The sequence below is a fragment of the Micromonospora sp. NPDC000207 genome, from assembly GCF_040300925.1.
Lineage (GTDB): Bacteria > Actinomycetota > Actinomycetes > Mycobacteriales > Micromonosporaceae > Micromonospora.
Genome location: NZ_JBEPEQ010000008.1, coordinates 1 through 25,180, shown reverse-complemented (window position 1 = coordinate 25,180; position 25,180 = coordinate 1). Strand labels below are relative to the sequence as shown.

Below are 25,180 nucleotides of genomic sequence, written 5' to 3'. Positions count from 1 at the left end.
CGATGGTCGAGGGCTTCGGTGCCCTCCTCTCCGTAGAGATGATGCTCTGCGTCCTTGCGGGCGCGGCGATCGGCATGCTGGTCGGTGCCTTCCCGGGCATCACCGCCACCATGGCTGTCGCCCTGGCGAGCGCCTTCACCCTGACCATGGACCCGCTGCCCGGCCTGGCCGTGCTGTTGACCATCCTGATCGGGGCGCAGTTCGGTGACCGGGTCCCGGCCATCCTGATCAACACCCCCGGTACGCCGGCGTCGATCGCCACCACCTTCGACGGCTACGCGATGGCCAAACAGGGCAAGGCCGGGTTGGCGTTGACAGCGTCGGCCTTCGCCTCGGCGGTGGGCGGCTTCGTCGGCATCGCGGTGCTGATGGTGGCCGCGATCCCGCTGAGCACGGTGGCCATGCAGTTCGGCTCGCCGGAGATGTTCGCCCTGGTCATCTTCGGATTGACGATGATGGTCGAGGTCTCCGGGAAGCAGCTTCTCAAGGGCCTCATCGCCGGGCTGTTCGGCCTGGCCCTGGGCACCGTGGGCCGGGACCCGATGGACGGGTCGGACCGGTTCACCTTCGGCATCCCGCAGCTGGTCGAGGGGGTTCCCTTCATCGCGGTGATCATCGGCCTCTTCGGCATCGCCGAGGTGTTCAGCCAGATGATCTCCCGTCGGCACACCTCCCAGAAGCCGATCACCGACTTCGGTCGGTGGTGGCCGAACAAGCGGGAGGCCCGGCAGATGGTCAAGCCGATGGCCGTCGGCTCCGGCGTCGGCACCGTGGTCGGCGTACTGCCCGCCGTCGGCGGGGACATCGGCGGAATCGTCGCCTGGAACCAGGCCAAGCGGGTCTCCAAGGAGCCGGAGAAGTTCGGCAAGGGCTCCCTGGAGGGACTCACCGCCGCCGACGGCTCCTCGAACGCCGGTGTCGGTGGATCCGTACTGACCACCCTCGCCCTCGGCGTCCCCGGTGACTCCGTGATGGCGGTCATGCTCGGCTCGATGATCATCTGGGGCATCCAGCCCGGTCCGGGCCTGTTCACCAACCAGCCGGACCTGGTCTACTCCATCGCCGGCATCATGTTCGTCGCCACGGTCCTGACGCTGGGACTGAGCCTGCTGCGGATGCGCGGCGTGGCCAAGCTGCTCGACCTGCCCAGCCGGTTCCTGTGGACGGTGATCCTGACCTTCTGCGTCGTCGGCACGTACGCGGTGAACAACAGCGTCTTCGACGTCGGCGTGATGCTGATGTTCGGCGTTCTCGGGCTGATGTTGCGCCGGTACGGCTTCCCGGCCGGGCCGATCGTCCTCGGCCTGATCCTCGGCCCCCTCGCCGAGCGGAACTTCCGTCGGTCGATGGAGCTGGGCGGGCTGGAGACGATCTACACCAGCCCGATCGCGGTGGGGCTGCTCCTGCTGGCAGTGCTCGCCGTCGCGGTGCCCCGGATCCGGGCCCGGATCAAGGCCCGCAAGCAGACCCCGGGGGACGACGACACCCCTGCCGACCCGCCGCTGGGCGTCGAGGCGAGCCGGTGACGGCGAAGCACTTCGTCGTACGGGACGTGGCGGGGCAGTGCCACGGCAGCACCGTCTGCCCGGTCGGGGACACCTTCGTGGTCGCCTGGTTCGTCGGCGAACACGAGGGGGCACCCGACTCCCGGATCCAGCTCACCGTCGGGGCCGAGGACCACTGGTCCACCCCCGTCGTGGTCAGCGGTGACCTCGGTCCCTGCTGGAACCCGGTGCTGCACCTGCGTACCGACGGGGAACTGGTCTGCTGGTTCAAGGTCGGTACGACCATCTCCGCCTGGGTGACGTACCAGGTGGTCTCGGGGGACGGGGGTCGGACCTGGTCCCCGCCACGGCCGGTGGGGGAGGCGGACCGGGGCGGACGGGGGCCGGTCCGCACCCCGCCGCTCCGGCTGCCCTCCGGGCGGCTGCTCGCCGGGGCCTCCACCGAGACGTGGGGCGAGCGACCCCGCTGGGACTGCTTCGTCGACGTCAGCGACGACGACGGTCGGACCTGGCGGCGGACCCCCGACATCGCCCTCGACCACGACACCTTCCCCGGTGCCGGGGCCATCCAACCGGCCCTCTGGCGCAACCCGACCGGCGAGGTGCGACTGCTGGCCCGCAGCACCGCCGGTCGGCTCGTCGCCGCCACCAGCGCCGACGACGGCGAGACCTGGTCGCCGGGGGCGCTGCACACGGTGCCGAACAACAACTCCGGCGTCGCCGTGGCCCGCCTCGGCGACACGGTCCACCTGGCCCACAACCCGACGGTCGGGGACTGGGCCAGCCGGGCACCCCTTGTCGTCTCCGCCTCCACCGACGGCGGGGAGACCTTCCACCCCTGGACGACCCTGGAGGAGTCCCTCGACTCCACTGCGGGCGAGGGCTACCGCCCCGCCGACTCCGGGGTGACGACCACCGGGGTGAACGAGTTCTCGTACCCCTGCCTGGTCCCCGTCGGGGACCGACTGGCCGTGTCCTACACCTGGCAGCGGCGCGGCATCGTGCTCGCCCTGCTCGACCCCTCGGAGCGCACCCCATGACGGCCCACCCCGCCGCGAACCTGATCAGCGCCGTGCCGACCCTCTTCGCCGGCGACGGCACAGTCGACCGCTCGGCCACCCGGGCCGCCTACGACCAGCTCGCCCGGCACCCCCTGGACGGGGTCTTCGTGGGCGGCACGACGGGAGAGTTCACCACCCTCACCGACGACGAGCGCCTCGACGTCAGCACCGCCGCCGCCGAGGCGTTCGGCCCCGACCGGACCTACTGGCACGTCGGGCACGCCTCCACCCACCAGGCGGTACGCCTCACCCGGGCGGCAGTCGACCGGGGGGCGGCCCGGTTCGCGGCGTTGACCCCGCACTACTTCCCGGCCACCGAGTCCGCCCTGCTCGCCTACTACGAGGCGGTCGTCGCCGCCGCCGACGGTCGCCCGGTGTACGGATACCTCTTCGCGGCCCGGACCACCACCCCGGTCTCGCCGGACCTGCTCGCCCGACTGGTCGGGACCGGGCTGGCCGGGGTCAAGATCAGTGGCGAGTCGACGGCGGCGCTGACCGGCTACCTGAGCGCGCTCGGCGACCCGACGCTGCCCGTCTACTCCGGTGCCGACGCGGAGTTCACCGAGGTCGTCACGGCCGGTGCCGCCGGAGTGGTGTCCGGGGTCAGCTCGGTGCTGCCCGAGCCCTTCCTCGCCGTCCGGGACGCCCTGCGCACCGGCGACACCGAGGCCCTCGTGGCGGCCCGGGAACGGTCCCTGCGCGCGGTGGCCGCCACCCGTCACGGCGACCTGGCCCACCTCAAGACGGTCCTCGAACTGCGCGGCCTGCCCGCCGGCGGCCTGCGGGCCCCGCTCGACCCGATCACCCCCGACGACCGGCGGGCGCTGGAGAGCGCCGTCGCCGACCTGCTCTGACCCTGCCGACCGACCCCGTCCCCGAGGAGCCTCTCGTGAGCAGCTACGCCTTTCCCGAGTTGACCGAACAGCCCCAGGCCGAGGCCGGGGTGGTCTGGACCGTCGCCAGCGGTGACCTGCGGCTCAGCGCCAACGTCACCTGTTGGCCCACCCAGCGGCAGTTCGAGGCCGACCTGGAACGGGCTGTCACCTCGCTGGGCCACCGGGTCCACCGGGCCCACCCGGTCGACGAGGAGGCCGGCCACGGCTTCATCGCCAGTCAGCGCCAGGGCATCGAGGTGTTCAAGTCGATCCCGCCGGACGCCCCGCTGATCGTCGCCGAGGCGGTCTGGCAGTACAGCCACCACGTGCTTGCCGGTCTGCGTACCCACCGGGGGCCGATCCTGGTGGTGGCGAACTGGAGCGGCGAGTTCCCCGGCCTGGTCGGCCTGCTCGGGCTGACCGCCAGCCTCACCAAGGCGGGGGTCGAGCACTCCATCCTGTGGAGCGAGAAGTTCACCGACGACTGGGCGCTGTCCCGGCTGCGTACCTGGCTGGAGACCGGGAAGCTGGAGCACGACCAGAGCCACGTACGGGACCTGCCGGCCCTGCCGGACACCGACGAGGTACGCCTCGGTCGCGCCCTCGCCACCCAGCTCAAGCGGGACAAGGCCATCATCGGGGTCTTCGACGAGGGCTGCATGGGCATGTACAACGCCATCATCGACGACGAGCTGCTCAACCCGCTGGGCATCTTCAAGGAGCGGCTGTCGCAGAGCGCCCTGGTCGCCGAGATGAACAAGGTCACCGACGCCGAGGCCCAGGCCGTCCGGGACTGGCTGGACGCCGCCGGGCTGACCTTCCACACCGGCACCGACGAGGCCACCGAGCTGACCGACGCCCAGCTGCACAGCCAGTTCAAGATGTACGTCGCCGCACTGCGGATCTCCGACGACTTCGGCCTGGACGCCGTCGGTATCCAGTACCAGCAGGGCCTCAAGGACGTCGTCCCCGCCAGCGACCTGGTCGAGGGGCTGCTCAACAACGTCTCCCGGCCGCCGGTGCGCAGCCGCGACGGGGCCCGGGAGCTCTACGCCGACCAGCCGTTGCCGCACTTCAACGAGGTCGACGAGGGGGTGGCCGTGGACTCGCTGGTCACCAACCGGATCTGGACCGCGATGGGGCTCGACCCGGCGACCACCCTGCACGACATCAGGTGGGGCGAGGAGTACGACGGCCGGTTCGTCTGGGTCATGGAGATCTCCGGTTCCGTACCGGCCTCGCACAACGGCGGCTACGACAAGAGCTGGAGCATGCGGCAGCCGCCGATGTTCTTCCCGCTCGGCGGCGGCACCCTCAGCGGGGTGTCCAAGCCGGGGGAGATCGTCTGGTCCCGGGTCTTCATCGCCGACGGTGTCCTCCACGTCGACCTGGGTCGGGGCACCGCCGTCGAGCTGCCCGCCGAGGAGACCCAGCGTCGCCTCGACGCCACCAACCCGCAGTGGCCGATCATGCACGCGGTCCTGCACGGCGTGGACCGGGACCAGCTGATGGGCAGGCACAAGGCCAACCACCTCAACGTGGTGTACGCCCCGGACGCCGCCACCGCCGACAGGGCCCTCGCCGCGAAGGCCGCCCTCTTCGCCGAGCTGGGCCTGGTGGTGCACCTCTGCGGCGAGGTGGACCTGTAGTGGAACCGCTGTTGATCGGCATCGACCTGGGGACGGGGAGCAGCAAGGGGGTGCTCACCGACGCGCAGGGCACCGTGGTGGCCACCGCCGTACGCCCCCGACCCCGGTCGATGTCGCTGCCCCGACCCGGGTGGGCGGAGGTCGACGCCGAGGCGGTCTGGTGGGGTGACGTGACGTCCATCGCCGCCGAGCTGGGTGCCGCCGCCCAGGGCGCCCCGATAGCCGCGGTCTGCGTCAGCGGGGTCGGCCCCTGTCTGGTCCTCTGCGACGAGCAGGACATCCCGGTCCGACCGGCGATCCTCTACGGCATCGACATGCGGGCCACCGCCGAGATCGACGAGCTGACCGACAGGTACAGCGCCGACGAGGTGCTGCGCCGTGGCGGCACGCCGATCACCAGCCAGGCGGTCGGCCCGAAGGCGCTGTGGGTCCGTCGCCACGAACCGCAGGTGTGGGCGAACGCCCGCCGGTGGTACAACTCCAGCTCGTACGTGGTGCGCAAGCTGACCGGGGAGTACGTCCTCGACCACCACACCGCCAGCCAGTCGGTCCCCCTCTACGACATCGAGGCCCGCGACTGGCACCGGCCCTGGTACGACGAGATCATGGCGGACCTGCCGGCACCGAGGCTGGCCTGGTCGTCCGAGGTGGTCGGTGCGGTGACACCGGCGGCGGCCGAGGCGACCGGACTGCCGGTGGGCACCCCGGTCTGCGCCGGGACCGTCGACGCCTGGGCGGAGTCGGTCAGCGTCGGGGTCCGCCGCCCCGGCGACCTGATGCTGATGTACGGCTCCACCATGTTCTTCGTCCAACAGTTGGAGGGCGTCGCCCGGCACCCGCAGCTGTGGAACACCGCCGGGGTGGCCCCTGACACCTACTGCCTGGCCGCCGGAATGGCCACCTCGGGCAGTCTGACCAGTTGGCTGCGGGACCTGGTCGGGGAGGTGCCGTTCGAGACCCTGGTCGCCGAGGCGGCGCAGGTGCCGGCCGGCTCCGACGGGCTGCTGATGTTGCCGTACTTCGCCGGGGAGCGCAGCCCGATCTTCGACCCGGACGCCCGGGGGGTGATCGCCGGGCTGACCCTCCGGCACGGTCGGGGTCACCTGTTCCGGGCCGTCTACGAGGGCATCGCCTTCGGGATCCGACAGATCCTGGAACTGCTCGACACCCCGGAGAACCCGGTGCGTCGGCTGGTCGCCGTGGGCGGCGGCACCCAGGGTGGACTCTGGACGAAGATCGTCAGTGACGTCACAGGTCGGGAGCAGGAGGTGCCGACGGTGACCATCGGAGCCAGCTACGGCGACGCCCTGCTGGCCGCGGTGGGGGCCGGGCTGGTCCCACCGGACACCGACTGGACCCGCCCAGGGCAGGTGGTCCGCCCCGACCTCTCCGTCCGGGACACCTACGACACCCTCTACGCCGGGTACACCAGCCTCTACACCGATACCCGGGCCCAGGTGCACACCCTCGCGGCCCTCCAGACCAACCCGACCGCCTGACCGCCCTGCCCCGGGCCCCGTCGATCGGGGTCCGGGGTCGGGTACAGAAGGCAGGCGCAGTCAGTCAGCGGTTGCTGGGCCAGATCTCATGCTTGGGGTCCCAGAACACGGCGTAGAACTCTGGGTCTCGCCGGAACCCGTACAGCCGACTCGGTCCGTTGATCCGGAGTCTGCTGATGCAGGTCTCGTCTGCCATGCCCAGATCCACGAGCTTGTCTCGTGCGCCCCGGTTGGGAAGCCGAGCGGGGTCACCGTAGTCCTTACCGGGGTCGCCCGAGAACACCTGGAGCGGGGTCATCCGCTCCATTTCCCGAAGCCGCATCATCAGCTTGACCACGTCGTCGGCCGGCGATGCCCCGATGCACCACGGGCCCTGGAAGTCGAAGTGGTTCCAGCGGATGCGGAACAGGGTCTGGTCGACGGCGGCGAGTACTCGGGTCGGGGAGGCGGCGACGGCGGGGACGGCCTTGCGGGGAGCACCCTTCTGGATTCTCCCCGCCGGCACCCGCTTCCCGGAGCCTCTGCTCACATCGGCAGACTACGCTGCTTCGGCCGTCGCCAACGCCACGTAGAACTCGTGCATCGCCGCTGTCGTGATCTCCGCCGTGCCGCGGTCCATCGGGGACAGACCAGCGGACTCCCGGGCCTGCAGCCATGGGTCCTCTCGATGGGTCAGATCCGACAGATGATGCGCCGTCATGCCGCCGTAGAAGTCGAGGACCGCGTCGACCGTCTCCCGCTCCGCAGGTGTCAGAGCCTTCGGTTCGCCAGCGATGTCACCTGCACCGAGTTCGAAGCGACCGCGATGCAGCCGGTACAGGTCGGCGATGACGGGACCGTTTGCCCACGCTTCGACACGGGCGTCAAAGAGCGGTCGATCTTCCCAGACAAGGTTCCATGCCTGCGCGTAGTAGCAGAGCTTCTGCAGCTTCATCGCTGTGATCGGGCCTTGTTTGTCGAGGACGTAAGCTGCCACATCTTCGATCCGAGCCATGTTGATCACCTCCGGGATGGGGGGAGTCCCGTGCCTCCTCTGGTGGAGGCGGTCACAGGCTAGCCGCTGTGTCTGTCGTTCACAGCGTTCAACGCTACGCGCTCCTACCTGGTTTCGGCGATTTTCGCCTGATCACCAGTGATTTGCTACAAGCTGCACGTCACGTGATCCAGCTCCCACCGGCCTGCTCGATACTCGTGGGGAGCAGTCCGTGGCGACGACCTCCTCCTGCCGGAGTTTTCGGGTCTCGCGCATCAGAATCAGCTCGTACCGGTAGGCGCGGTGTTCCTGACCCGGATACGTGGCCGGCACCCGGCGGGACTGCTCGGCCGAGGGTCGAATTCCAGCAGGACCGGATGATCGGATGGACAGTCCTGAACTCTGGATGAGTGCTCGGGGTGGGGGTACCGTGCAGGTGATCGTGTCCCCCTGGCGGCGCGAACCGAGGGGTCGAGGGGTGAGCAGCGTGGGTCCTGCGGCGCAGCCGACCTTCCCCGAGCGCCCGGATCCGCAGCCGACGCCGGTGCCCGCGGAGGCGCGGCGGTGGGTCGTCGAGCCCCCCAAGGACAGTGGCCACGGCCGGTCGGCGTACGAACGGGACCGGGCCCGGGTGCTGCACTCGGCGGCGTTCCGTCGGCTCGCCGCCAAGACCCAGGTGCACACCGCCGGCACCGACGACTTTCTGCGTACCCGGCTGACCCACTCGCTGGAGGTGGCGCAGATCGCCCGGGAGATGGGGGCCCGGCTGGGCTGCGACCCGGACGTGGTGGACACCGCCGGGCTGGCCCACGACCTGGGGCACCCGCCGTTCGGGCACAACGGGGAGACCGCCCTCGACCTGTTGGCCGCCGGGTGCGGCGGGTTCGAGGGCAACGCCCAGACACTGCGGGTGCTGACCCGGCTGGAGGCCAAGGTCCTCGCCCCGGACGGCTCTTCCGCCGGGCTCAACCTCACCCGGGCCGCCCTCGACGCGACGGGCAAGTACCCCTGGCCGCGCCGACCCGGTGAGCGCAAGTTCGGGGTGTACGCCGACGACCGCCCCGCCTTCGACTGGCTGCGCGAGGGGGTCCCCGACCCGACCCGGCGCTGCCTGGAGGCGCAGGTGTTGGACTGGGCCGACGACGTGGCGTACTCCGTGCACGACGTGGAGGACGGCGTGCACGGCGGGTACGTGACGCTGCGTCCGCTGCTCGTCGACGCCGCCGAGCGGGCCGCGCTCTGTGCCGACGTCGCCGCCGTGTACTCCGGGGAGAGCGTCGACGACCTGGCGGCGATCCTGGTCGACCTGCTGGCCGACCCGGCCCTGTCCCGGCTGGCCGACTACGACGGCAGTCACCGGGCGCAGGTGGCCCTGAAGGACACCACGAGCCTGTTGACCGGTCGGTTCGTGGCGGCGGCGGTGGCCGCCACCCAGGACCGGTACGGCCCCGGCCCGCACCGCCGGTACGCCGCCGACCTGGTCGTGCCGAAGCCGGTACGCGCCCAGTGCGCCCTGCTGAAGGGGATCGCCCTGCGGTACGTGATGCGTCGTCCCGGTGCCGACGCCAGGTACGCCCGTCAGCGGGAGGTGCTCACCGAACTGGTGGCCGCGCTGGTGCGGGACGCCCCGGAGGCGTTGGACCCGGTCTTCGCCCCGCTGTGGCGGGCCGCTCCCGACGACGCGGCCCGGCTCCGGGTGGTGATCGACCAGGTGGCCTCGCTGACCGATCGGGCCGCCGTGGCGTGGCACGACCGGCTCGTCGTCGGCCGCTGACAGGTCCCCAGCAGCGGACACGCACTCGGCAGGGCTGGACGGTTAGGCTAGCCTAACCGCATGACGGAGCGCCCGAAGAACGTCACGACCGCCCGGGTGGTACGCACCGAGCGGCCCACCCCCCATCTGGTCCGGCTGGTGCTGGGCGGCGAGGAGCTGGTCGGCCTGCCGGTCGGCGAGTACACCGACCACTACGTCAAGTTGGTGTTCCCGGTGCCGGGGGTGACCTACCCGGATCCGATGGAGTTGAGCGCCGTCAAGCGCGACCTGCCCCGGGAGCACTGGCCCCGGCTGCGGGCGTACACGGTGCGGGCGTACGACCCGGTGGCCGTCGAGTTGACCATCGACGTGGTGCACCACGGCGACGAGGGGCTGGCCGGTCCGTGGGTGGACGCACTGCGCCCCGGCGACCCGGTGTACTTCACCGGCCCGGGTGGGGCGTACGCGCCGAGCCCGGAGGCCGACTGGCACCTGCTCGTCGGGGACGAGAGCGCCCTGCCGGCGATCGCCGCGTCGCTGGAGCGGCTGCCCGCCGGTGCCCCCGCCAGGGTCTTCGTGGAGGTCGCCGAGGCGGCCGACGAGCAGCAGTTGACCAGCCCGGGTGCGGTGGAGATGACCTGGCTGCACCGGGGGGACCGGCCGGTCGGTGAGGCGTTGGTGGCCGCCGTACGGGCGCTGGACTTCCCGCCGGGGACCGTGCACGCCTTCGTCCACGGCGAGGCCGCCTTCGTCAAGGAGCTGCGTCGGCTGCTGCGCGTCGAGCGGGGCGTACCGGCGCAGTGGCTGTCCATCTCCGGGTACTGGCGGCGTGGTCTTAACGACGAGGGGTGGCGTTCGACGAAGGCGGACTGGAACCGTCAGGTAGAGGTGGAGGAGGCCGGGGTCCTGGCCGGCGGGGTGCCCACGGCGGGGGTGTAGCCGCAGGTCAGGTTCGGCAATTCTCGACCTGACCCGTTCGAATCTCGATCACGATGGGTATGGGGCGTGCCCATGAGTGAGACGAGTAAACATGACTGAGTCGACAGAGACCACGGAGCCGACCGAGCCGCCCGAGGCGACCGACTCGGCGGCCCGACCGGGGACGGACCGGCGACCCGATCCGGTGTTGCTGGCGCTGAGCATCGTCGGGGTCCTCGCCGTGGTGGCCTGGGGTTTCCTCGGCCGGGACTCCCTGGCGAGCTTCGGCGAGGCCGGGCTGAACTGGGTGATCGACACCTTCGGGTGGTTCTTCGTGGTCTCGGCGAACGTCTTCGTGGTGCTCGCCGTGCTGGTGGCGGCCTCCCGGTTCGGCCGGATCCGGCTCGGCCGCGACGACGAGGAACCCGAGTTCAGCACCCTGGCCTGGATCTCCATGATGTTCGCCGCCGGGATGGGGATCGGCCTGGTCTTCTTCGCCGTCGCCGAGCCGATCCAGCACTACGCCGAGCCGCCGCCGTCGGCCGGGGTGGAGCCCCAGACCGGGGGTGCCGCGTCGGCGGCGATGCAGTACACCCTGTTCCACTGGACCCTGCACCCGTGGGCGATCTACGCGGTGGTCGGCCTGGCGCTGGCGTACTCGCTGTTCCGCAAGGGGCGGGACAACCGGATCTCGTCGGCCTTCCAGCCGCTGATCGGTGACCGGGTGGACGGGCCGATCGGCAAGGGCATCGACCTGCTCGCGGTCTTCGCCACCGTCTTCGGCACCGCCACCAGCCTGGGGCTGGGGTCGTTGCAGATCGCCGCCGGCCTGAACCTGGTCGTCGGGGTCGAGGAGAGCGACGTGGTCGAGTTGGTGATCATCGCAGCGCTCACCCTCGCCTTCGTACTCTCGGCCTTCTCCGGACTGCACAAGGGCATCAAGTGGCTCTCCACCATCAACGTGGTGCTCGCCGTCGCCGTCATGCTCTTCGTCTTCGTGGTCGGGCCGACGGTGTACGTCCTGGAGGTGCTTCCGGCCAGCATCGGCGACTACCTGAGCAACCTGGTCAGCATGTCCACCCGGACCGGGGCCTTCACCGACCAGGCCTGGCTCGGCGGGTGGACGATCTTCTACTGGGCGTGGTGGATCTCCTGGGCGCCGTTCGTCGGCACCTTCATCGCCCGGATCTCCCGGGGCCGGACGGTTCGGCAGTTCGTCGTCGGCGTCCTCCTGGTGCCCAGTGGGGCCAGCGCGATCTGGTTCGCGGTGATGGGCGGCAGCGCCCTGCGCGCCCAGGCCACCGGTGCCCGGGACCTGGTAGCCGACGCGGCGGACGGCTCCGAGCAGGCCCTCTTCGGGCTGCTGGAGGTGCTGCCGCTGACCGCTGTCACCAGTGTCCTGGCGATGGTGCTGATCGGGCTCTACTTCGTCACCAGCGCCGACTCGGCCTCCCTGGTGGTCGGCTCGCTGACCTCCCGTGGGGCGTTGCGCCCGCACCGGGTGGTGGTGGTCGTCTGGGGTGTCCTGATCGGGGCGGTGGCGGCGGCACTGCTGCTCGCCGGTGGGCTGGACGCCCTCCAACAGGCGACGATCATGGTGGCGCTCCCCTTCGTCCTGGCGATGCTCGGTCTCGCCGCCGCCATGCTGCGGGACATGTCCCGGGACCCGGCGGTGAACCCCCCGCCGTCGGGGATCAGGCGACGCGGCGTGGGTGAGGCGTTGCGCACCGCCCGCTCCTACGACGAGGAGGACTCCCCTCCGGTCCGTCGCTACCTGCGTAAACGCGACCGCTGACGGCTGTCGATGGCGGGCCCACCCTCGGTGTTCGCAGGGTCGGGCCCGCCCGCGCGTACGGGGTCGGGGCCCACCCGAGGCGACCACGATCACCCGAGCAGGGCAGGATGGGGGGCCGAGGGGGTGGGGTGCGATGGCTGGGCGGATTCGGGACGAGGACATCGCGCTGGTCCGGGAACGTACCGCGATCGACGACGTGATCTCCGAGACCGTGACCCTACGGTCGGCCGGGGGCGGCAACCTCAAGGGGCTGTGCCCGTTCCACGACGAGAAGAGCCCGTCGTTCAACGTCTCACCCGCCCGTAACGTCTGGTACTGCTTCGGCTGCGGGGCCGGCGGGGACGCGATCAAGTTCCTGATGGACGCCGAGCACCTCAGCTTCGTCGAGTCCGTCGAGCGGCTCGCCGCCCGCTCCGGGATCCAGCTTCGCTACGTGGAGAACGAGCCCGGTGCCGGTCCGGCCCGGCCCCGCGCCCCGCACGGGCAGAAGCAGCGGTTGGTCGCCGCGCACGCCGCCGCCGTCGAGTTCTACCGGGGGCAGCTCACCACCGCCGGGGCCCGCCCCGCGCGGGAGTTCCTGGCCCAGCGGGGCTTCGACCGGGCCGCCGCCGAGCGGTACGGGTGCGGTTTCGCCCCGGACGCCTGGGACCTGCTCACCAAGCACCTGCGCCAGCAGGGCTTCACCCACGACGAGTTGGTCACCGCCGGGCTGTCCCGGCCCTCCCGGTCCGGTTCCCTGATCGACAGGTTCCGCCGTCGGCTGCTCTGGCCGATCCGGGACCTCACCGGGGACGTGATCGGGTTCGGGGCGCGCAGGCTCTTCGACGACGACGACGGCCCGAAGTACCTCAACACCCCCGAGACCCCGATCTACAAGAAGTCCCACGTCCTGTACGGCGTCGACCAGGCCAAACGGGAGATCGCCAAGCAGGGTCGGGTGGTGGTCGTCGAGGGCTACACCGACGTGATGGCGTGCCACCTGGCCGGGGTGCCGACGGCCGTGGCCACCTGCGGCACCTCGTTCGGCGGGGACCACATCGGGGTGCTCCGTCGGCTGTTGCTGGACACCGACGACGTGGCCGGCGAGATCATCTTCACCTTCGACGGGGACGCCGCCGGGCAGAAGGCCGCCCTGCGGGCGTTCGAGGACGACCAGCGCTTCGTCGGGCGTACCTTCATCGCTGTCAGCCCGGACGGCATGGACCCGTGCGACCTGCGTCTGGCAAAGGGCGACCTGGCCGTCCGTGACCTGGTGGCCCGCCGGGAACCGCTCGTCGACTTCGCGCTGCGGCACGTCACCGACCGGTACGACCTGGACACCGTCGACGGTCGGGTGGAGGCGATGCGCCGGGCCGCCCCCCTGGTCGCCATGATCAAGGACCGGGAGAAGCGCGAGGGCTACGGGCGCAAGCTCGCCGAGGAGCTGCTCGGGATGGAGATCGACACCGTGCAGCGGGCGGTCCGGGCCGCCGCCGGTGACACCCGTGCCGCCCCCGCCCCACCGGCCGCCCGCCGCGCGCCGGCAGTGGCGGTCGTGGACAGCCCCCAGTCCCGCATCGAGCGGGAGGCGTTGAAGCTGGCACTGCAGTATCCGGCGCTGGCCGGGCCGATGTTCGACGCGGTGGAGGCCGGTGACTACCGGCATCCCGTCCACGCGTCGGTCCGGGCCGCCGTCGCCGACGCAGGTGGCACCTCGTCGGCCGCCGCCGGAGCCGTGTGGATCGAGAAGGTCCGCGACGCCTGTACGGACCTGGGTGCCCAGGCGCTGGTGGGTGAGCTGGCGGTGGAGCCGTTGCGCCTCGACGGCGAACCCGACCCCCGCTACGTCGCCATCCAGCTGGCCGGACTGCAACGGGGGTCGGTCAACGGACGGATCCAGGAGCTGAAGTCCAGGCTCCAGCGGGTCAACCCGGTCAACAACAAGGACGAGTACTTCGCGCTCTTCGGTGAACTCCTCTCCCTGGAGCAGCACGCCCGTGCCCTCAACGAACAAGCTGCGGGAGGCTGACCTCCGATGGTGCTGGGACTGTTCCGCCGTAAGCCGAAGCTCCCCGCCGCCGACCGGCCGCCGCTGGCGACCGACGAGCGGGTGCTGGCCTGGGCGGCGACCGGCGAGGGTACGGGCGGCGGCGTCGTGGTCGCCACCAACCTGGGGCTCTGGCTGCCCGGACGCGAGGGGCGGATGGGCTGGCACGAGATCCTCAAGGCCGCCTGGTCGGGGCGGGAACTGCGGATCACCGCCGCCGACCGGGTCGGGGAACGCGACGGCTACCTGGTGGTGGCCGACCTGCCGATCCAGAGGTTCCTGCTGCTCAGCCCGGGGGAGCTGCCCCACCAGGTCCGGGCCCGGGTGACCAAGTCGGTGGCGTACACCGAACACCACGCGCTGCCCGGCGGCGCGGGCCGGATCGCGGCCCGGCGGGTACCCGGCGTCGACGGACTGACCTGGACGGTCCGGTTCGATCCGGGCACCCCCGGTGACGACGAGGCGGTACTCGCCGAGACCGACCGGCTGGTGGCCGCCGCCCGGGTCGCCACCACCCCCGCCGACCTGTGACCGACCTCGCGGTTTTGCCTGGTCCCGGTCGGGTCGAAGGCGTCCGGGGAGTGACTATGGTCGGGCGGTGACCGACGCACCCCCACTCATCCACGCCCGGGGCCTGGTGAAGCGGTTCGGCGACTTCACCGCAGTCGACGGCATCGACGTCGAGGTACGCGCCGGGGAGGCGTTCGGCTTCCTCGGACCCAACGGGGCGGGCAAGTCCTCGACCATGCGGATGATCGGGTGCATCTCCCCGCCCAGCGGTGGTGAGCTGCGCATCCTCGGCCAGGACCCGGTCCGGGACGGGGCCGCGATCCGGGCCCGGCTCGGGGTCTGCCCGCAACTGGACAACCTGGACCCGGAGCTGACGGTCCGGGAGAACCTCGTGGTGTACGCCGGCTACTTCGGCGTCTCCCGTCGGGCGGCCCGCTCCCGCGCCGCCGAACTCCTGGACTTCGTACAGCTGACCGAGCGGGCGGACAGCCTGGTGGAGCCGCTGTCCGGGGGGATGAAGCGTCGACTCACCATCGCTCGGGCACTCGTCAACGAGCCCGAGATCGTCCTGCTCGACGAGCCGACCACGGGGTTGGACCCCCAGGCGCGACACCTGGTCTGGGAGCGGTTGTTCCGGCTCAAGCAGCAGGGGGTCACCCTGGTCCTCACCACCCACTACATGGACGAGGCCGAGCAGCTCTGCGACCGGCTCGTGGTGATGGACGGCGGCCGGATCGTCGCCGAGGGCGCGCCCCGGGCGCTGATCGAGGAGTACTCCACCCGGGAGGTGGTGGAGCTCCGCTTCGCCGCCGAGTCGCAGGAGGAGTACGCGCAGCGGTTGGCCGGGCTGGGGGACCGGGTCGAGGTGCTTCCCGACCGGGTCCTGCTCTACGTCCACGACGGCGACGCCGCGGTGGCCGAGGTCGAGGCTGCGGGCCTGCGACCGGCCGCCGTCCTGGTCCGCCGTAGCAGCCTGGAGGACGTCTTCCTGCTGCTCACCGGCCGTACGTTGGTGGACTGACAGGTGGCTGTGACGAAGGCCCGTACCGGACCGGCCCTGCCCCGGGTACCGGCGTCGACGGTGCTCGCCTACTACCTGACCAGCTACCGGCGGACCTGGCGGGCCGGGCTGTTCTCCTCGTTCTTCCTGCCGACGCTGATGGTGGTCGGGTTCGGGCTGGGGGTCGGCTCCTACGTCGACCAGGGGGTGGACGGGGTGAGCTACCTGCACTGGCTCGTCCCGGGGCTGCTCGCCTCCACAGCCGTCCAGGTGGCGGCGCTGGAGTCGACGTTCCCCGTGTTCAGCGGGTTCCAGTGGTCCAAGATCTATTTCGGTCAGTACGCGGCTCCGCTGCGCGTCGGCGACATCGTCACCGGTCACCTGGCCTTCGTCCTGTTCCGGGTGCTCACCGCCGGTACGGCGTTCCTGCTGGTGACAGCCGCGTTCGGGGCGTTGCGCTCGGTCTGGGCGTTGGCGGTCCTGCCGGTCCTGGCCCTGCTCACCCTCGCCCTGGCCGCGCCGATCTTCGCGTACAGCGCCTGGGCTCCCACCGACACCTACCTGACCATCCTGTCCCGGCTCGCGGTGCTGCCGATGATGCTCTTCGCCGGGGTCTTCTTCCCCGTCGAGTCGCTGCCTGTGGTGCTGCGTCAGGTGGCGTACCTCAGCCCGCTCTGGCACGCCGTGGACCTCTGCCGGGCGGCCACGCTGGGCATCGCCCCGCAGTGGTCGATCCCCGGTCACCTGCTCTATCTCGCCGGGTGGGGGCTGGGTGGCTGGTTCCTGGCCTGCCGGGCGTTCCGCCGTCGGCTCGTCGTCTAGGAGGCGGTCATGGTCGCTCTCGTGCTGCCCCGGCTGGTGGCCGCCCAGGCCGTGGCCCGCCGGTCGGCCTCGGTCGCCGGACGCAACGTCGCGGCGTTCAAGCCGGTCTACTGGGTGCTCGTCGCCTCCGGACTCGTCGAGCCGATGCTCTACCTCTTCTCCATCGGCGTCGGGGTGGGGAACCTGATCGGGGACCTCACCCTGCCGAGCGGGCAGGTCGTCGCGTACGCCACCTTCGTCGCACCGGCGATGTTGGCGGTGTCGGCGATGGCCGGGGCGCTGGCCGAGACCACCTTCACCTTCTTCGGCAAGATCAAATACCTGAAGCTGTACGACGGGATGATCGCCACCCCGATCCGCCCCTTCGAGATCGCCCTCGGCGAGCTGGGCTGGGCGATGCTGCGCGGGACCGTCTACTCGGCGGCCTTCCTGGTGGTGATGGTGGCGATGGACCTGACCACAGTGCTGCGGGCCCTGGTCGCCCTGCCGGCGGCGGTCCTCGTCGGTTTCGCCTTCGGTGCGCTCGGCCTGGCCGTCTCGACGTTCCTGCGAAGCTGGCAGGACCTGGACCTGCTCGGATCGGCCCAGTTCGCCCTGTTCCTCTTCTCCGGCACGTTCGTGCCCGCCCAGGCGTACCCGACGGTGCTGCACTGGCTGGTCGAGGCGACCCCGCTCTACCGCGCCGTGCATCTGATCCGGGACATCTCGATCGGCACCACCGGGTGGGTTTCGGCGCTCGACGTGGCCTACCTGGTGGTGGTCACGGTGGTGGGGCTGCTCGTCGCGTCCCGCCGAATGGGCGCGGTGCTCTACCGCTAGCGGGTCACCTCCGACCGTCGGAGGGTTACCAGGCCAGGCCCGGGGGCACATCGGGGTTGAGAACCGCGATACCCAGGGAGGACCGATGGCTGCCGACGAGTCTGCTGCCCGTGACCGGGCCGGCGTCTCCGCCGACCCGTCCGCCGACGGGTCGCCCGCCCGCGACCGGGCGACCACCGCCGACGACGGGTCGGTCGTCCGGGACGGGTCCGGCGTCACCGCCGACGGGTCGGCCGTCCGCGACCGGGACGCCGCCGATTCGTCGGTCGGGTCGGGACACGGAAGGGCGAACCGTCCGGTCGGCCCGGACGACGGTCCGGACAGTCCGACCGACCTGTCGGGGACCGGCTGGAAGGCCACGATGCGCCGGACCGTCAAGGAGTTCTCCGAGGACGGGCTCACCGACTGGGCGGCGGCCCTGACCTACTACGGGGTGCTCAGCATCTTTCCCGGGATGCTGGTGCTGGTCTCGCTGCTCGGCCTGCTCGGGCCCGGTGCCACCCAGGGGGTCCGGGACACCGTGGAACAGGCCGTCCCGGAGGAGAACATCAGGCAGATCATCGACGCCGCCATCAGCCAGGCCCAGCAGAACGGCGGGCTGGCCGGGGTCGCCGCGGTGATCGGTCTGGTCGGTGCCTTCTGGTCCGCCTCGGGGTACATCGCCGCCTTCATGCGGGCCTCGAACGCGATCTACGACGTGCCGGAGGGGCGGCCGATCTGGAAGACCCTGCCCATCCGGGTCGGGGTCACCGCGATCATCGGCGCCCTGTTGCTGGCCAGCGCGGTGATCGTGGTCTTCACCGGGCGCTTCGCCGAGCAGGTCGGGTCGGCGATCGGACTCGGCTCGACGGCGGTGGCGGTCTGGGACATCGCCAAGTGGCCGGTGCTCCTGGTGCTGGTCAGCCTGATGTTCGCGATCCTCTACTGGGCGTCGCCGAACGCCCGGCACGGCGGGTTCCGGTGGGTCAGCCCCGGCGGGGTCCTGGCTGTGGTGATCTGGCTGGCGATCTCCGGGCTCTTCGCCCTCTACGTGAGCAACTTCGGGTCCTACAACAAGACGTACGGTGCCCTGGCCGGTGTGATCATCTTCCTGGTCTGGCTCTGGCTGAGCAACATCGCGATCCTGCTCGGCGCGGAGTTCGACGCCGAACTGGAACGGAGTCGGGCCATCGCTGCCGGACACGACCCCGACACCGAGCCGTACGTCGAGCTCCGCGACGACCGCAAGTTGCGCAAGAAGCGCAACACCCCGCCCCGCCGGTAGGGGGGGCGGCGGTCGCCTCCGCCGGTAGGGCGAGGGCACCCCGCCCCGGCCGGTAGGGGGTGGCGGTCGCCCCTTGCGGTAGGGCAGGGCGGTCGCCGCCGAGGGCCCGGCGCGAACCCTGGCAGATGCCGACATCCCGGGTACGCGCCGGGCCCATCAACCCCACCAGATGCCGCAAAACGCGTTGATCATGTACCCCTTGCAGGGAAAACCTGACGGGCCGCAACTCTTTCCTTGATCCACTTTAAGCTTTTGCTTGTTCGGACAAAAGTTTGGATCAGATTGGTCGAAGCTCTGGACAGGGCTCACCGAAGGCTCCTACTGTGTCGAGCACAACACGTCGACGTTTCGTCGATGTGACAGGCACATGGTGTGGAGGTGAGCCCGGTGCGGTCGGAGGACCCTCTGCACGTACGGCTTCTGCGGTTGCTTCGCGACGAGGGTGCGGTGTCCCGGGCCGAGCTGGGTGACCGGCTGTCGATGCCCCGCCCCCGACTCCTGGCCGAGCTGGAACGACTCGTCGCCCTCGGGTACGTCGCCGAGGCCGGGCTCGCCGCCTCCCGGGGCGGCCGACGCTCCACCCTCGTCGAGCTGAACCCGCAACTGCGGTTCGCCGCCGTGGACCTCGGGGCCAGCTCCATCGACGTCGAGGTGGTGGACGGTCGACTGGAGACCGTCGCCGCGTACGCCGAGACCGCCGACATCCGGTCCGGCCCGAAGGTGACCCTCCAGCGGGTCAACGAGCTGCTGCACAAGGCCCGGGTCGACGGGGCGTACGAGCGGCTGCACGCCGTCGGCGTCGGGGTCCCCGGACCGGTGAGCTTCCGCGACGGCGTCCCGGTCTCCCCACCGATCATGCCCGGCTGGGACCGGTTCCCGGTCCGGGAACTGCTGACCCGGGAGCACGGGTGTCCCGCGGTCGTCGACAACGACGTCAACATCATGGCCGTCGGGGAGCGGCACGGCGGGGTCGCCCACTCCGTCGACGACTTCCTCTTCGTGAAGATCGGCACCGGAATAGGGTGTGGCATCTACCTCAGCGGTGAGGTGTACCGGGGCACCGACGGATGCGCCGGCGACATCGGGCACATCCAGGTCGACTCCCACGGCCCCACCTGCTCCTGCGGGAACGTCGGCTGCCTGGAGGCGCTGTTCAGCGGTGCCGCGATGGCCAAGGACGCGACGATGGCCGCCCGCAGCGGCACCTCACCCGCGTTGGCCGAGCGGCTCCAGCTGCGCGGCGCGGTGACCGCCCTCGACGTCGCAGAGGGCGCCGTCGAGGGGGACGTGACCTGCATCAACCTGATCCGGGACGGTGGTCGACGGGTCGGCGGGGTGCTCGCGAGCCTGGTCAGTTTCGTCAACCCCTCGATGATCGTGATCGGCGGTGGTCTCGCCCAGCTCGGCCACATCCTGCTGGCCGAGATCCGCAGCGTGGTCTACCGCCGGTCGCTGCCCCTGGCCACCGGCAACCTTCCGGTGGTCCTGTCCGAACTCGGCCCACGGGCCGGTGTCGCCGGAGCAGCGGTGCTCGCCAGTGACGTCGCCTTCGGGGAGGCATCATGAGTCAACCTTCCGAACCCCTGGTAGAGGCCCCCGCCGACGTCGTCGACGGCGAGGTGGTCCTGCGACTGACCGACGTGGTCAAGACCTTCCCCGGCGTACGGGCGCTCGACGGCGTGCAGCTGGAGGTACGCGCCGGTGAGGTGCACTGCCTGCTCGGGCAGAACGGTGCCGGCAAGTCCACCCTGATCAAGGTGCTCGCCGGGGTGCACCGCCCCGACTCCGGGCAGGTCGAGTGGCGCGGCGAGCCGGTCAGCTTCGCCAACCCCCAGGCCGCCATGCGGGCCGGGATCGCCACCATCTACCAGGAACTCGACCTGGTGGAGGACCTGTCGGTGGCGGAGAACGCCTTCCTCGGCCACGAACCGAAGGTCGCCGGCTTCGTCCGCCGGGGACACATGGCGGGGCGTACCCGGGAGATCCTCACCCGGTTGGGGCACGGGGAGATCCCGCCGGGGCGGATGGTGCGGGCGCTGCCCGCCGCCGGTAAGCAGGTGGTCAGCATGGCCCGGGCGCTCTCCCACGAGGCCCGACTGATCATCATGGACGAACCCAGCGCGGTGCTGGCCCACGACGAGGTCGGCAACCTGTTCCGGATCATCAGGGAGCTGACCGCCCAGGGGATCGCCGTCATCTACATCTCCCACCGGATGGAGGAGATCCGGGAGATCGGCGACCGGGTCACAGTCCTCAAGGACGGCCGGACCACGGCGGCGAACCTCCCGGCCCGGGACACCCCCACCCGGGACCTGGTCAGTCGGATGACCGGCCGCACCATCGAGTACGTCTTCCCCGAGCGCCCGGCCGCCGAACCGGCTGCCAAGGAGCTGCTCACCGTCGACGGGCTCACCCGCGACGGCGAGTTCCACGACGTCTCGCTCAGCGTCCGGGCCGGGGAGATCGTCGGCATCGCCGGCCTGGTCGGGTCCGGCCGGTCGGAGCTGATGGAGACCATCTTCGGTGCCCGACGGGCCGATGCCGGCACGATCCGGATGGACGGCCGGGCCCTACGGCCGGGCAGCGTCGGCGCTGCGGTGAAGGCCGGGATGGGCATGGCCCCGGAGGAGCGCAAGAGCCAGGCGCTGCTGCTCGGGGAGCCGATCTACCGCAACGTCACCCTCGCCACCTTCAGCCGGTACGCCCGCCTCGGGTTCACCGACGTCGGCAGGGAGCGGGCGGAGGCCGACCGGATCGCCGACAACCTCGAACTGCGGCCCCTGGACGTCAACCGGGCCGTTCGCACCCTCTCCGGCGGCAACCAGCAGAAGGTGGTGGTCGGGCGTTGGCTGCTCGGCGGCACCAGACTGCTGCTGCTCGACGAACCGACCCGGGGCGTCGACGTCGGCGCCCGCGCCGAGCTGTACCAGGTGATCCGGGAACTGGCCGCCCAGGGCGTCGGGGTACTGCTGGTCTCCAGCGAGGTTCCCGAGGTGCTGGGCCTGGCCGACCGGGTGCTGGTCATGCGGGAGGGCCGCATGATCCGCGAGGCCCCGGCCGGCGAACTGGACGAAGACACAGTGCTCGACCTCGTCATGGCGGGGTCCTTGATGGAAGGCGTACCAACATGAGTGAGGAGGCCCCCACCTCCACAGCCACATCGTCGCGTTCGGCCGACCTGCCGGCGCAGTCCCCACCCGTCGACCCGGCCGAGACCCACGCGGCGGTCGGCAAGACCGCCACCGCCCCCAGGTTGTCCTGGTGGAGCGGGGACGGGGGCGAGGGTGCCAAGCGCAACCTCGGCCTGATCGGGGTGCTGGTGGTGCTGGTCATCATCGGTGTCGCCACCCGCCCCGACCTCTACTCCGACTCCACCTGGGTGTGGGGGAACTTCCTCACCATCCTCAAGCTCGCCTCGGTGGTCGGCGTGGTCACCGTGGGCATGACCTTCGTGATCATCGGCGGTGGGATCGACCTCTCCGTCGGTGCGATCATCGCGCTGTCCGGGGTGTGGGCCACCACCCTCGCCACCCAGAGCTTCGGCGCGGGCGGCATGATCTTCACCGCGCTCACCGTCGGCGTGGCGGTCGGCCTGGTCAACGGCATCCTGATCTCGTACGGCCGGCTGGTGCCGTTCATCGCGACACTGGCCATGCTGGTCGCCGCCCGAGGTCTGGCCGCCGAGATCTCCGGCAAGCAGACCCAGGTCTCCAACAACACGTTCATCAACGACATCGCGGCGAACAGCCTGCTCGGCATCCCGCTGCTGGTCTACATCCTGGTCGCTGTGGTCCTCGGCGGCTGGATCCTGCTCAACCGGACCACCTTCGGCCGTCGTACGGTGGCTGTCGGCGGCAACCCCGAGGCCGCCCGGCTCGCCGGTATCAACGTCAAGCGGCACACGGTCCTGCTCTACGCCCTGTCCGGTCTCTGCTGCGGCATCGCCGCCATCATGCTCACCGCCCAGGCCACCTCGGCCCAGGCGGCGATGGCCAACCTCTACGAACTCGACGCGATCGCCGCGGCGATCATCGGCGGCACGCTGCTCAGCGGCGGCCGGGGCACCATCGTCGGCTCGCTGCTCGGCGTGCTGATCTTCTCCACCATCACCAACCTGTTCGCCATCAACGGACTCTCCACCGAGGCGCAGAACATGGTCAAGGGCGGCATCATCGTCGCCGCGGTGCTGATCCAGCAGGTGCAGTTCGGCAGCCTGGGCAAGTTCATCGCCCGCCACCGCGGCACGCAGACCTCCTGATCATCCCCCCTGGCCCCGTCCCCACCCACGCTTCCTCCGACGGCCACCCTGCCGGTGGCCGGGCCCGGTGCACCCTCGGCCGGGTCGGCTCCTCCCTCCCCCACCCCCACCCCCTCACCTGGAGGTCGTCATGACCCAGCACAGTCGTCGCCGGTTGCTCTTCGGCGGTGCCGCAGTCGGCGCAGGTGTCCTGCTCGCCGGTTGCACAAGCAACGAGGCCGCCCCCAACGAGGCACAGATCAACACCAGCGAGGGCGGCAACGCCAACAGCGAGCCCGGCCAGGCGGTGACGATCGGGTTCTCCGCCCCGGCCGCCGACCACGGCTGGCTGGCCGCCATCACCAGCAACGCGAAGGCCCAGGCCGAGGCGTACTCGGACGTCACGTTCAACATGGTGGAGGCGGGAGCGGACGCGGCGGCCCAGCGGGCGGCCCTGTCCACCCTCATCTCGCAGAAGCCCAACGTGATCGTGATGCTGCCGCACGACGGCAAGGAGCTCAACGCCGCCGGTCTGGAGGCGATGCAGGCCGGCATCCCGGTGGTCAACCTGGACCGGGCGTTCCCGGACGCCAAGGCGTACCGGACCCAGATCCTGGGCGACAACTACGGCATGGGCGTCTCCGCCGCCAACTACATCATCGAGCAGATGAAGGCCAAGGGGATCAGCGCCCCGGTCATCGGCGAGATCCCGGGCATCGACTCGCTGGAGCTGACCCAGGAGCGGTCCCGGGGATTCAGCGAGACCCTGGCCCAGGCCGGGTTCCGGGTGGCCAACCGTCGGCCGGCGGAGTTCACCGCCGACTCCGGGCAGCAGGCCGCCACCGGGTTGTTCCAGGCCGTACCGAAGCTCGACGCGGTCTGGAACCACGACGACGACCAGGGCATCGGTGTCCTCGCGGCGATCAACCAGACCAACCGCAACGAGTTCGTCATGGTCGGCGGCGCCGGATCCCGCAAGGCCATGGAGGACATCCAGGCCGACAACACCCCGCTGAAGGCGACCGTCACCTACAGCCCCTCGATGGCCTCGTCGGCGGTCAGCCTGGCCCGCCTGATCGGCCAGAACCGGGGCATGTCCGACCTGGTGGAGCTCCAGGTGCCGAAGACGATCGTGCTCGCCTCCGAGACGATCACCAAGGAGAACGCGAGCAACTACCTCAAGCTCGGGTTCTGACGTACGGGGGGAGACCCACCTTGTCCACGAAAGACAGAGAACTGCGAGTCGGCATGGTCGGCTACGCGTTCATGGGCGCCGCGCACTCCCAGGCGTGGCGGACCGTGAACCGCGTCTACGACCTGCCGGCGCGGGTCCGGATGGCAGCGATCTGCGGCCGTGACCCGGAGAAGGTCGCCGACGCGGCCGACCGGCTCGGCTGGGAGTCGGCGATGACGGACTGGCGGGAGCTGATCGCCCGCGACGACATCGACCTCGTCGACGTCTGCACGCCGGGGGACAGCCACGCGGAGATCACCCTCGCCGCGCTGGCCGCCGGCAAGCACGTGCTCTGCGAGAAGCCGCTGGCCAACACGGTCGCCGAGGCCAGGGCGATGACCGCTGCGGCGGCCGTCGCCCAGGCCGCCGGGGTCCGGTCGATGTGCGGCTTCAACTACCGCCGGGTGCCTGCGGTGACCATGATGCAGCAACTGGTGGCCGACGGGCGGCTCGGAACGATCCGGCACGTCCGGGCGGCGTACCTCCAGGACTGGATCGTCGATCCGCAGTTCCCCCTGGTGTGGCGGTTGCAGAAGGACAAGGCGGGCTCCGGTGCGCTCGGTGACATCGGGGCGCACATCATCGACCTGACCCAGTTCGTCACCGGACAGCGGATCGCCGGGGTCAGTGCGGTGACCGAGACCTTCGTCAAGGAACGGCCGCTGACGGCCGGATCCACCGGCCTGGCCGCCGACGGCCCGACCGGTGACACCGCAGTGGCGACCGGGCCGGTCACCGTCGACGACGCGGCGGTCTTCGTCGCCCGACTCGACGGGGGCGCGGTGGCGACGTACGAGGCGACCCGGTTCGCCACCGGTCGCAAGAACGCCCTGCGGGTCGAGGTCAACGGCTCACTGGGCACCCTGGTCTTCGACCTGGAACGCCTCAACGAACTGGAGTACTACGACGCGACGCGACCCGCCGCGGAACAGGGCTTCAGCCGGATCCTGGTCACCGAGGGCGACCACCCGTACATGTCGGCCTGGTGGCCGCCGGGGCACCTCATCGGGTACGAGCACTCCTTCACCCACCAGATGCGGGACCTCGTCGAGGCGATCGCCCTCGGCGTCGACCCGGCCCCGTCCTTCGCCGACGCCCTCCAGGTCCAGTTGGTGCTGGAGGCTGTGGAACGGTCGGCCCGACTCGGCTCGTCCTGGGCGGAGGTGGAACCGGCACTGGCCTCGGTGGCCGTCTGACCCACCGGCGGTGGCGGCGAGATATATCTGAAGAGAACACGTCT

The 25,180-nt window shown here is 70.9% G+C and carries 21 protein-coding genes; 19 read left to right on the top strand and 2 right to left on the bottom strand.

The window, feature by feature from the left end:
- The first annotated feature begins 2 nt into the window (after positions 1 to 2).
- Genes ABT336_RS04010 through ABT336_RS03990 form a run of 5 tightly spaced genes read left to right on the top strand, consistent with a single transcriptional unit; the run spans position 3 to position 6,589 of the window.
- Positions 3 to 1,526, top strand: a complete 1,524-nt coding sequence (locus ABT336_RS04010) for a tripartite tricarboxylate transporter permease (RefSeq protein WP_350895044.1) — start codon at positions 3 to 5, stop codon at positions 1,524 to 1,526.
- Complete coding sequence (locus ABT336_RS04005) at positions 1,523 to 2,545, top strand: exo-alpha-sialidase (protein WP_350894993.1); 1,023 nt, start codon at positions 1,523 to 1,525, stop codon at positions 2,543 to 2,545. Before ABT336_RS04010 ends, ABT336_RS04005 begins: the two co-directional genes overlap by 4 nt.
- Entirely contained in the window at positions 2,542 to 3,420 is an 879-nt protein-coding gene (locus ABT336_RS04000; RefSeq protein WP_350894992.1) for a dihydrodipicolinate synthase family protein, read from the top strand. Before ABT336_RS04005 ends, ABT336_RS04000 begins: the two co-directional genes overlap by 4 nt.
- Positions 3,421 to 3,455: 35 nt before the next feature.
- Complete coding sequence (locus ABT336_RS03995) at positions 3,456 to 5,090, top strand: fucose isomerase (RefSeq protein WP_350894991.1); 1,635 nt, start codon at positions 3,456 to 3,458, stop codon at positions 5,088 to 5,090.
- Positions 5,090 to 6,589 carry an FGGY-family carbohydrate kinase gene (locus ABT336_RS03990; RefSeq protein ID WP_350894990.1) on the top strand — a complete coding sequence of 500 codons (1,500 nt, stop codon included), beginning with the start codon at positions 5,090 to 5,092 and terminating at the stop codon, positions 6,587 to 6,589. Before ABT336_RS03995 ends, ABT336_RS03990 begins: the two co-directional genes overlap by 1 nt.
- A gap of 64 nt (positions 6,590 to 6,653) precedes the next feature.
- Here ABT336_RS03990 and ABT336_RS03985 read toward each other — a convergent pair whose 3' ends face one another.
- Positions 6,654 to 7,118: a hypothetical protein gene (locus ABT336_RS03985; protein WP_350894989.1), complete on the bottom strand. Its 465-nt coding sequence runs from the start codon at positions 7,116 to 7,118 to the stop codon at positions 6,654 to 6,656.
- A gap of 9 nt (positions 7,119 to 7,127) precedes the next feature.
- Positions 7,128 to 7,583, bottom strand: a complete 456-nt coding sequence (locus ABT336_RS03980) for a Panacea domain-containing protein (RefSeq protein ID WP_350895043.1) — start codon at positions 7,581 to 7,583, stop codon at positions 7,128 to 7,130.
- A 523-nt stretch (positions 7,584 to 8,106) separates the two neighbouring features.
- On the opposite strand from ABT336_RS03980, the gene ABT336_RS03975 reads away from it, so the two are divergent.
- From ABT336_RS03975 to ABT336_RS03910, 14 genes are all read left to right on the top strand, one after another.
- Positions 8,107 to 9,336 (top strand): deoxyguanosinetriphosphate triphosphohydrolase, encoded by a 1,230-nt coding sequence (locus tag ABT336_RS03975; protein WP_350895042.1) that lies wholly within the window; start codon positions 8,107 to 8,109, stop codon positions 9,334 to 9,336.
- Between the two features lie 60 nt (positions 9,337 to 9,396).
- Positions 9,397 to 10,254 (top strand): siderophore-interacting protein, encoded by an 858-nt coding sequence (locus tag ABT336_RS03970; RefSeq protein WP_350894988.1) that lies wholly within the window; start codon positions 9,397 to 9,399, stop codon positions 10,252 to 10,254.
- A gap of 91 nt (positions 10,255 to 10,345) precedes the next feature.
- Positions 10,346 to 12,028, top strand: coding sequence for a BCCT family transporter (locus tag ABT336_RS03965; protein ID WP_350894987.1), 1,683 nt, complete (start codon positions 10,346 to 10,348; stop codon positions 12,026 to 12,028).
- Positions 12,029 to 12,161: 133 nt separating this feature from the next.
- Positions 12,162 to 14,036 (top strand): DNA primase, encoded by a 1,875-nt coding sequence (gene dnaG / locus ABT336_RS03960; protein ID WP_350894986.1) that lies wholly within the window; start codon positions 12,162 to 12,164, stop codon positions 14,034 to 14,036.
- 12 nt (positions 14,037 to 14,048) lie between these two features.
- Entirely contained in the window at positions 14,049 to 14,585 is a 537-nt protein-coding gene (locus tag ABT336_RS03955) for a hypothetical protein (RefSeq protein ID WP_350895041.1), read from the top strand.
- A 67-nt stretch (positions 14,586 to 14,652) separates the two neighbouring features.
- Complete coding sequence (locus ABT336_RS03950; protein WP_350894985.1) at positions 14,653 to 15,585, top strand: ABC transporter ATP-binding protein; 933 nt, start codon at positions 14,653 to 14,655, stop codon at positions 15,583 to 15,585.
- A gap of 3 nt (positions 15,586 to 15,588) precedes the next feature.
- Positions 15,589 to 16,386, top strand: coding sequence for an ABC transporter permease (locus ABT336_RS03945; RefSeq protein WP_350894984.1), 798 nt, complete (start codon positions 15,589 to 15,591; stop codon positions 16,384 to 16,386).
- 9 nt (positions 16,387 to 16,395) lie between these two features.
- Entirely contained in the window at positions 16,396 to 17,205 is an 810-nt protein-coding gene (locus ABT336_RS03940; RefSeq protein WP_350894983.1) for an ABC transporter permease, read from the top strand.
- Positions 17,206 to 17,290: 85 nt separating this feature from the next.
- Positions 17,291 to 18,469 carry a YihY/virulence factor BrkB family protein gene (locus ABT336_RS03935; RefSeq protein WP_350894982.1) on the top strand — a complete coding sequence of 393 codons (1,179 nt, stop codon included), beginning with the start codon at positions 17,291 to 17,293 and terminating at the stop codon, positions 18,467 to 18,469.
- Between the two features lie 387 nt (positions 18,470 to 18,856).
- Positions 18,857 to 20,035: an ROK family protein gene (locus ABT336_RS03930; RefSeq protein ID WP_350894981.1), complete on the top strand. Its 1,179-nt coding sequence runs from the start codon at positions 18,857 to 18,859 to the stop codon at positions 20,033 to 20,035.
- A complete protein-coding gene (locus ABT336_RS03925) occupies positions 20,032 to 21,600 on the top strand; it encodes a sugar ABC transporter ATP-binding protein (protein WP_350894980.1) in 1,569 nt (522 codons plus the stop codon). Before ABT336_RS03930 ends, ABT336_RS03925 begins: the two co-directional genes overlap by 4 nt.
- Positions 21,597 to 22,727, top strand: a complete 1,131-nt coding sequence (locus ABT336_RS03920; protein WP_350894979.1) for an ABC transporter permease — start codon at positions 21,597 to 21,599, stop codon at positions 22,725 to 22,727. The genes ABT336_RS03925 and ABT336_RS03920 overlap by 4 nt, the downstream gene beginning before the upstream one ends.
- Positions 22,728 to 22,857: 130 nt before the next feature.
- Positions 22,858 to 23,901, top strand: coding sequence for a substrate-binding domain-containing protein (locus ABT336_RS03915; protein WP_350894978.1), 1,044 nt, complete (start codon positions 22,858 to 22,860; stop codon positions 23,899 to 23,901).
- 53 nt (positions 23,902 to 23,954) lie between these two features.
- Positions 23,955 to 25,136 (top strand): Gfo/Idh/MocA family protein, encoded by a 1,182-nt coding sequence (locus tag ABT336_RS03910; protein WP_502891101.1) that lies wholly within the window; start codon positions 23,955 to 23,957, stop codon positions 25,134 to 25,136.
- Positions 25,137 to 25,180: the final 44 nt, after the last annotated feature.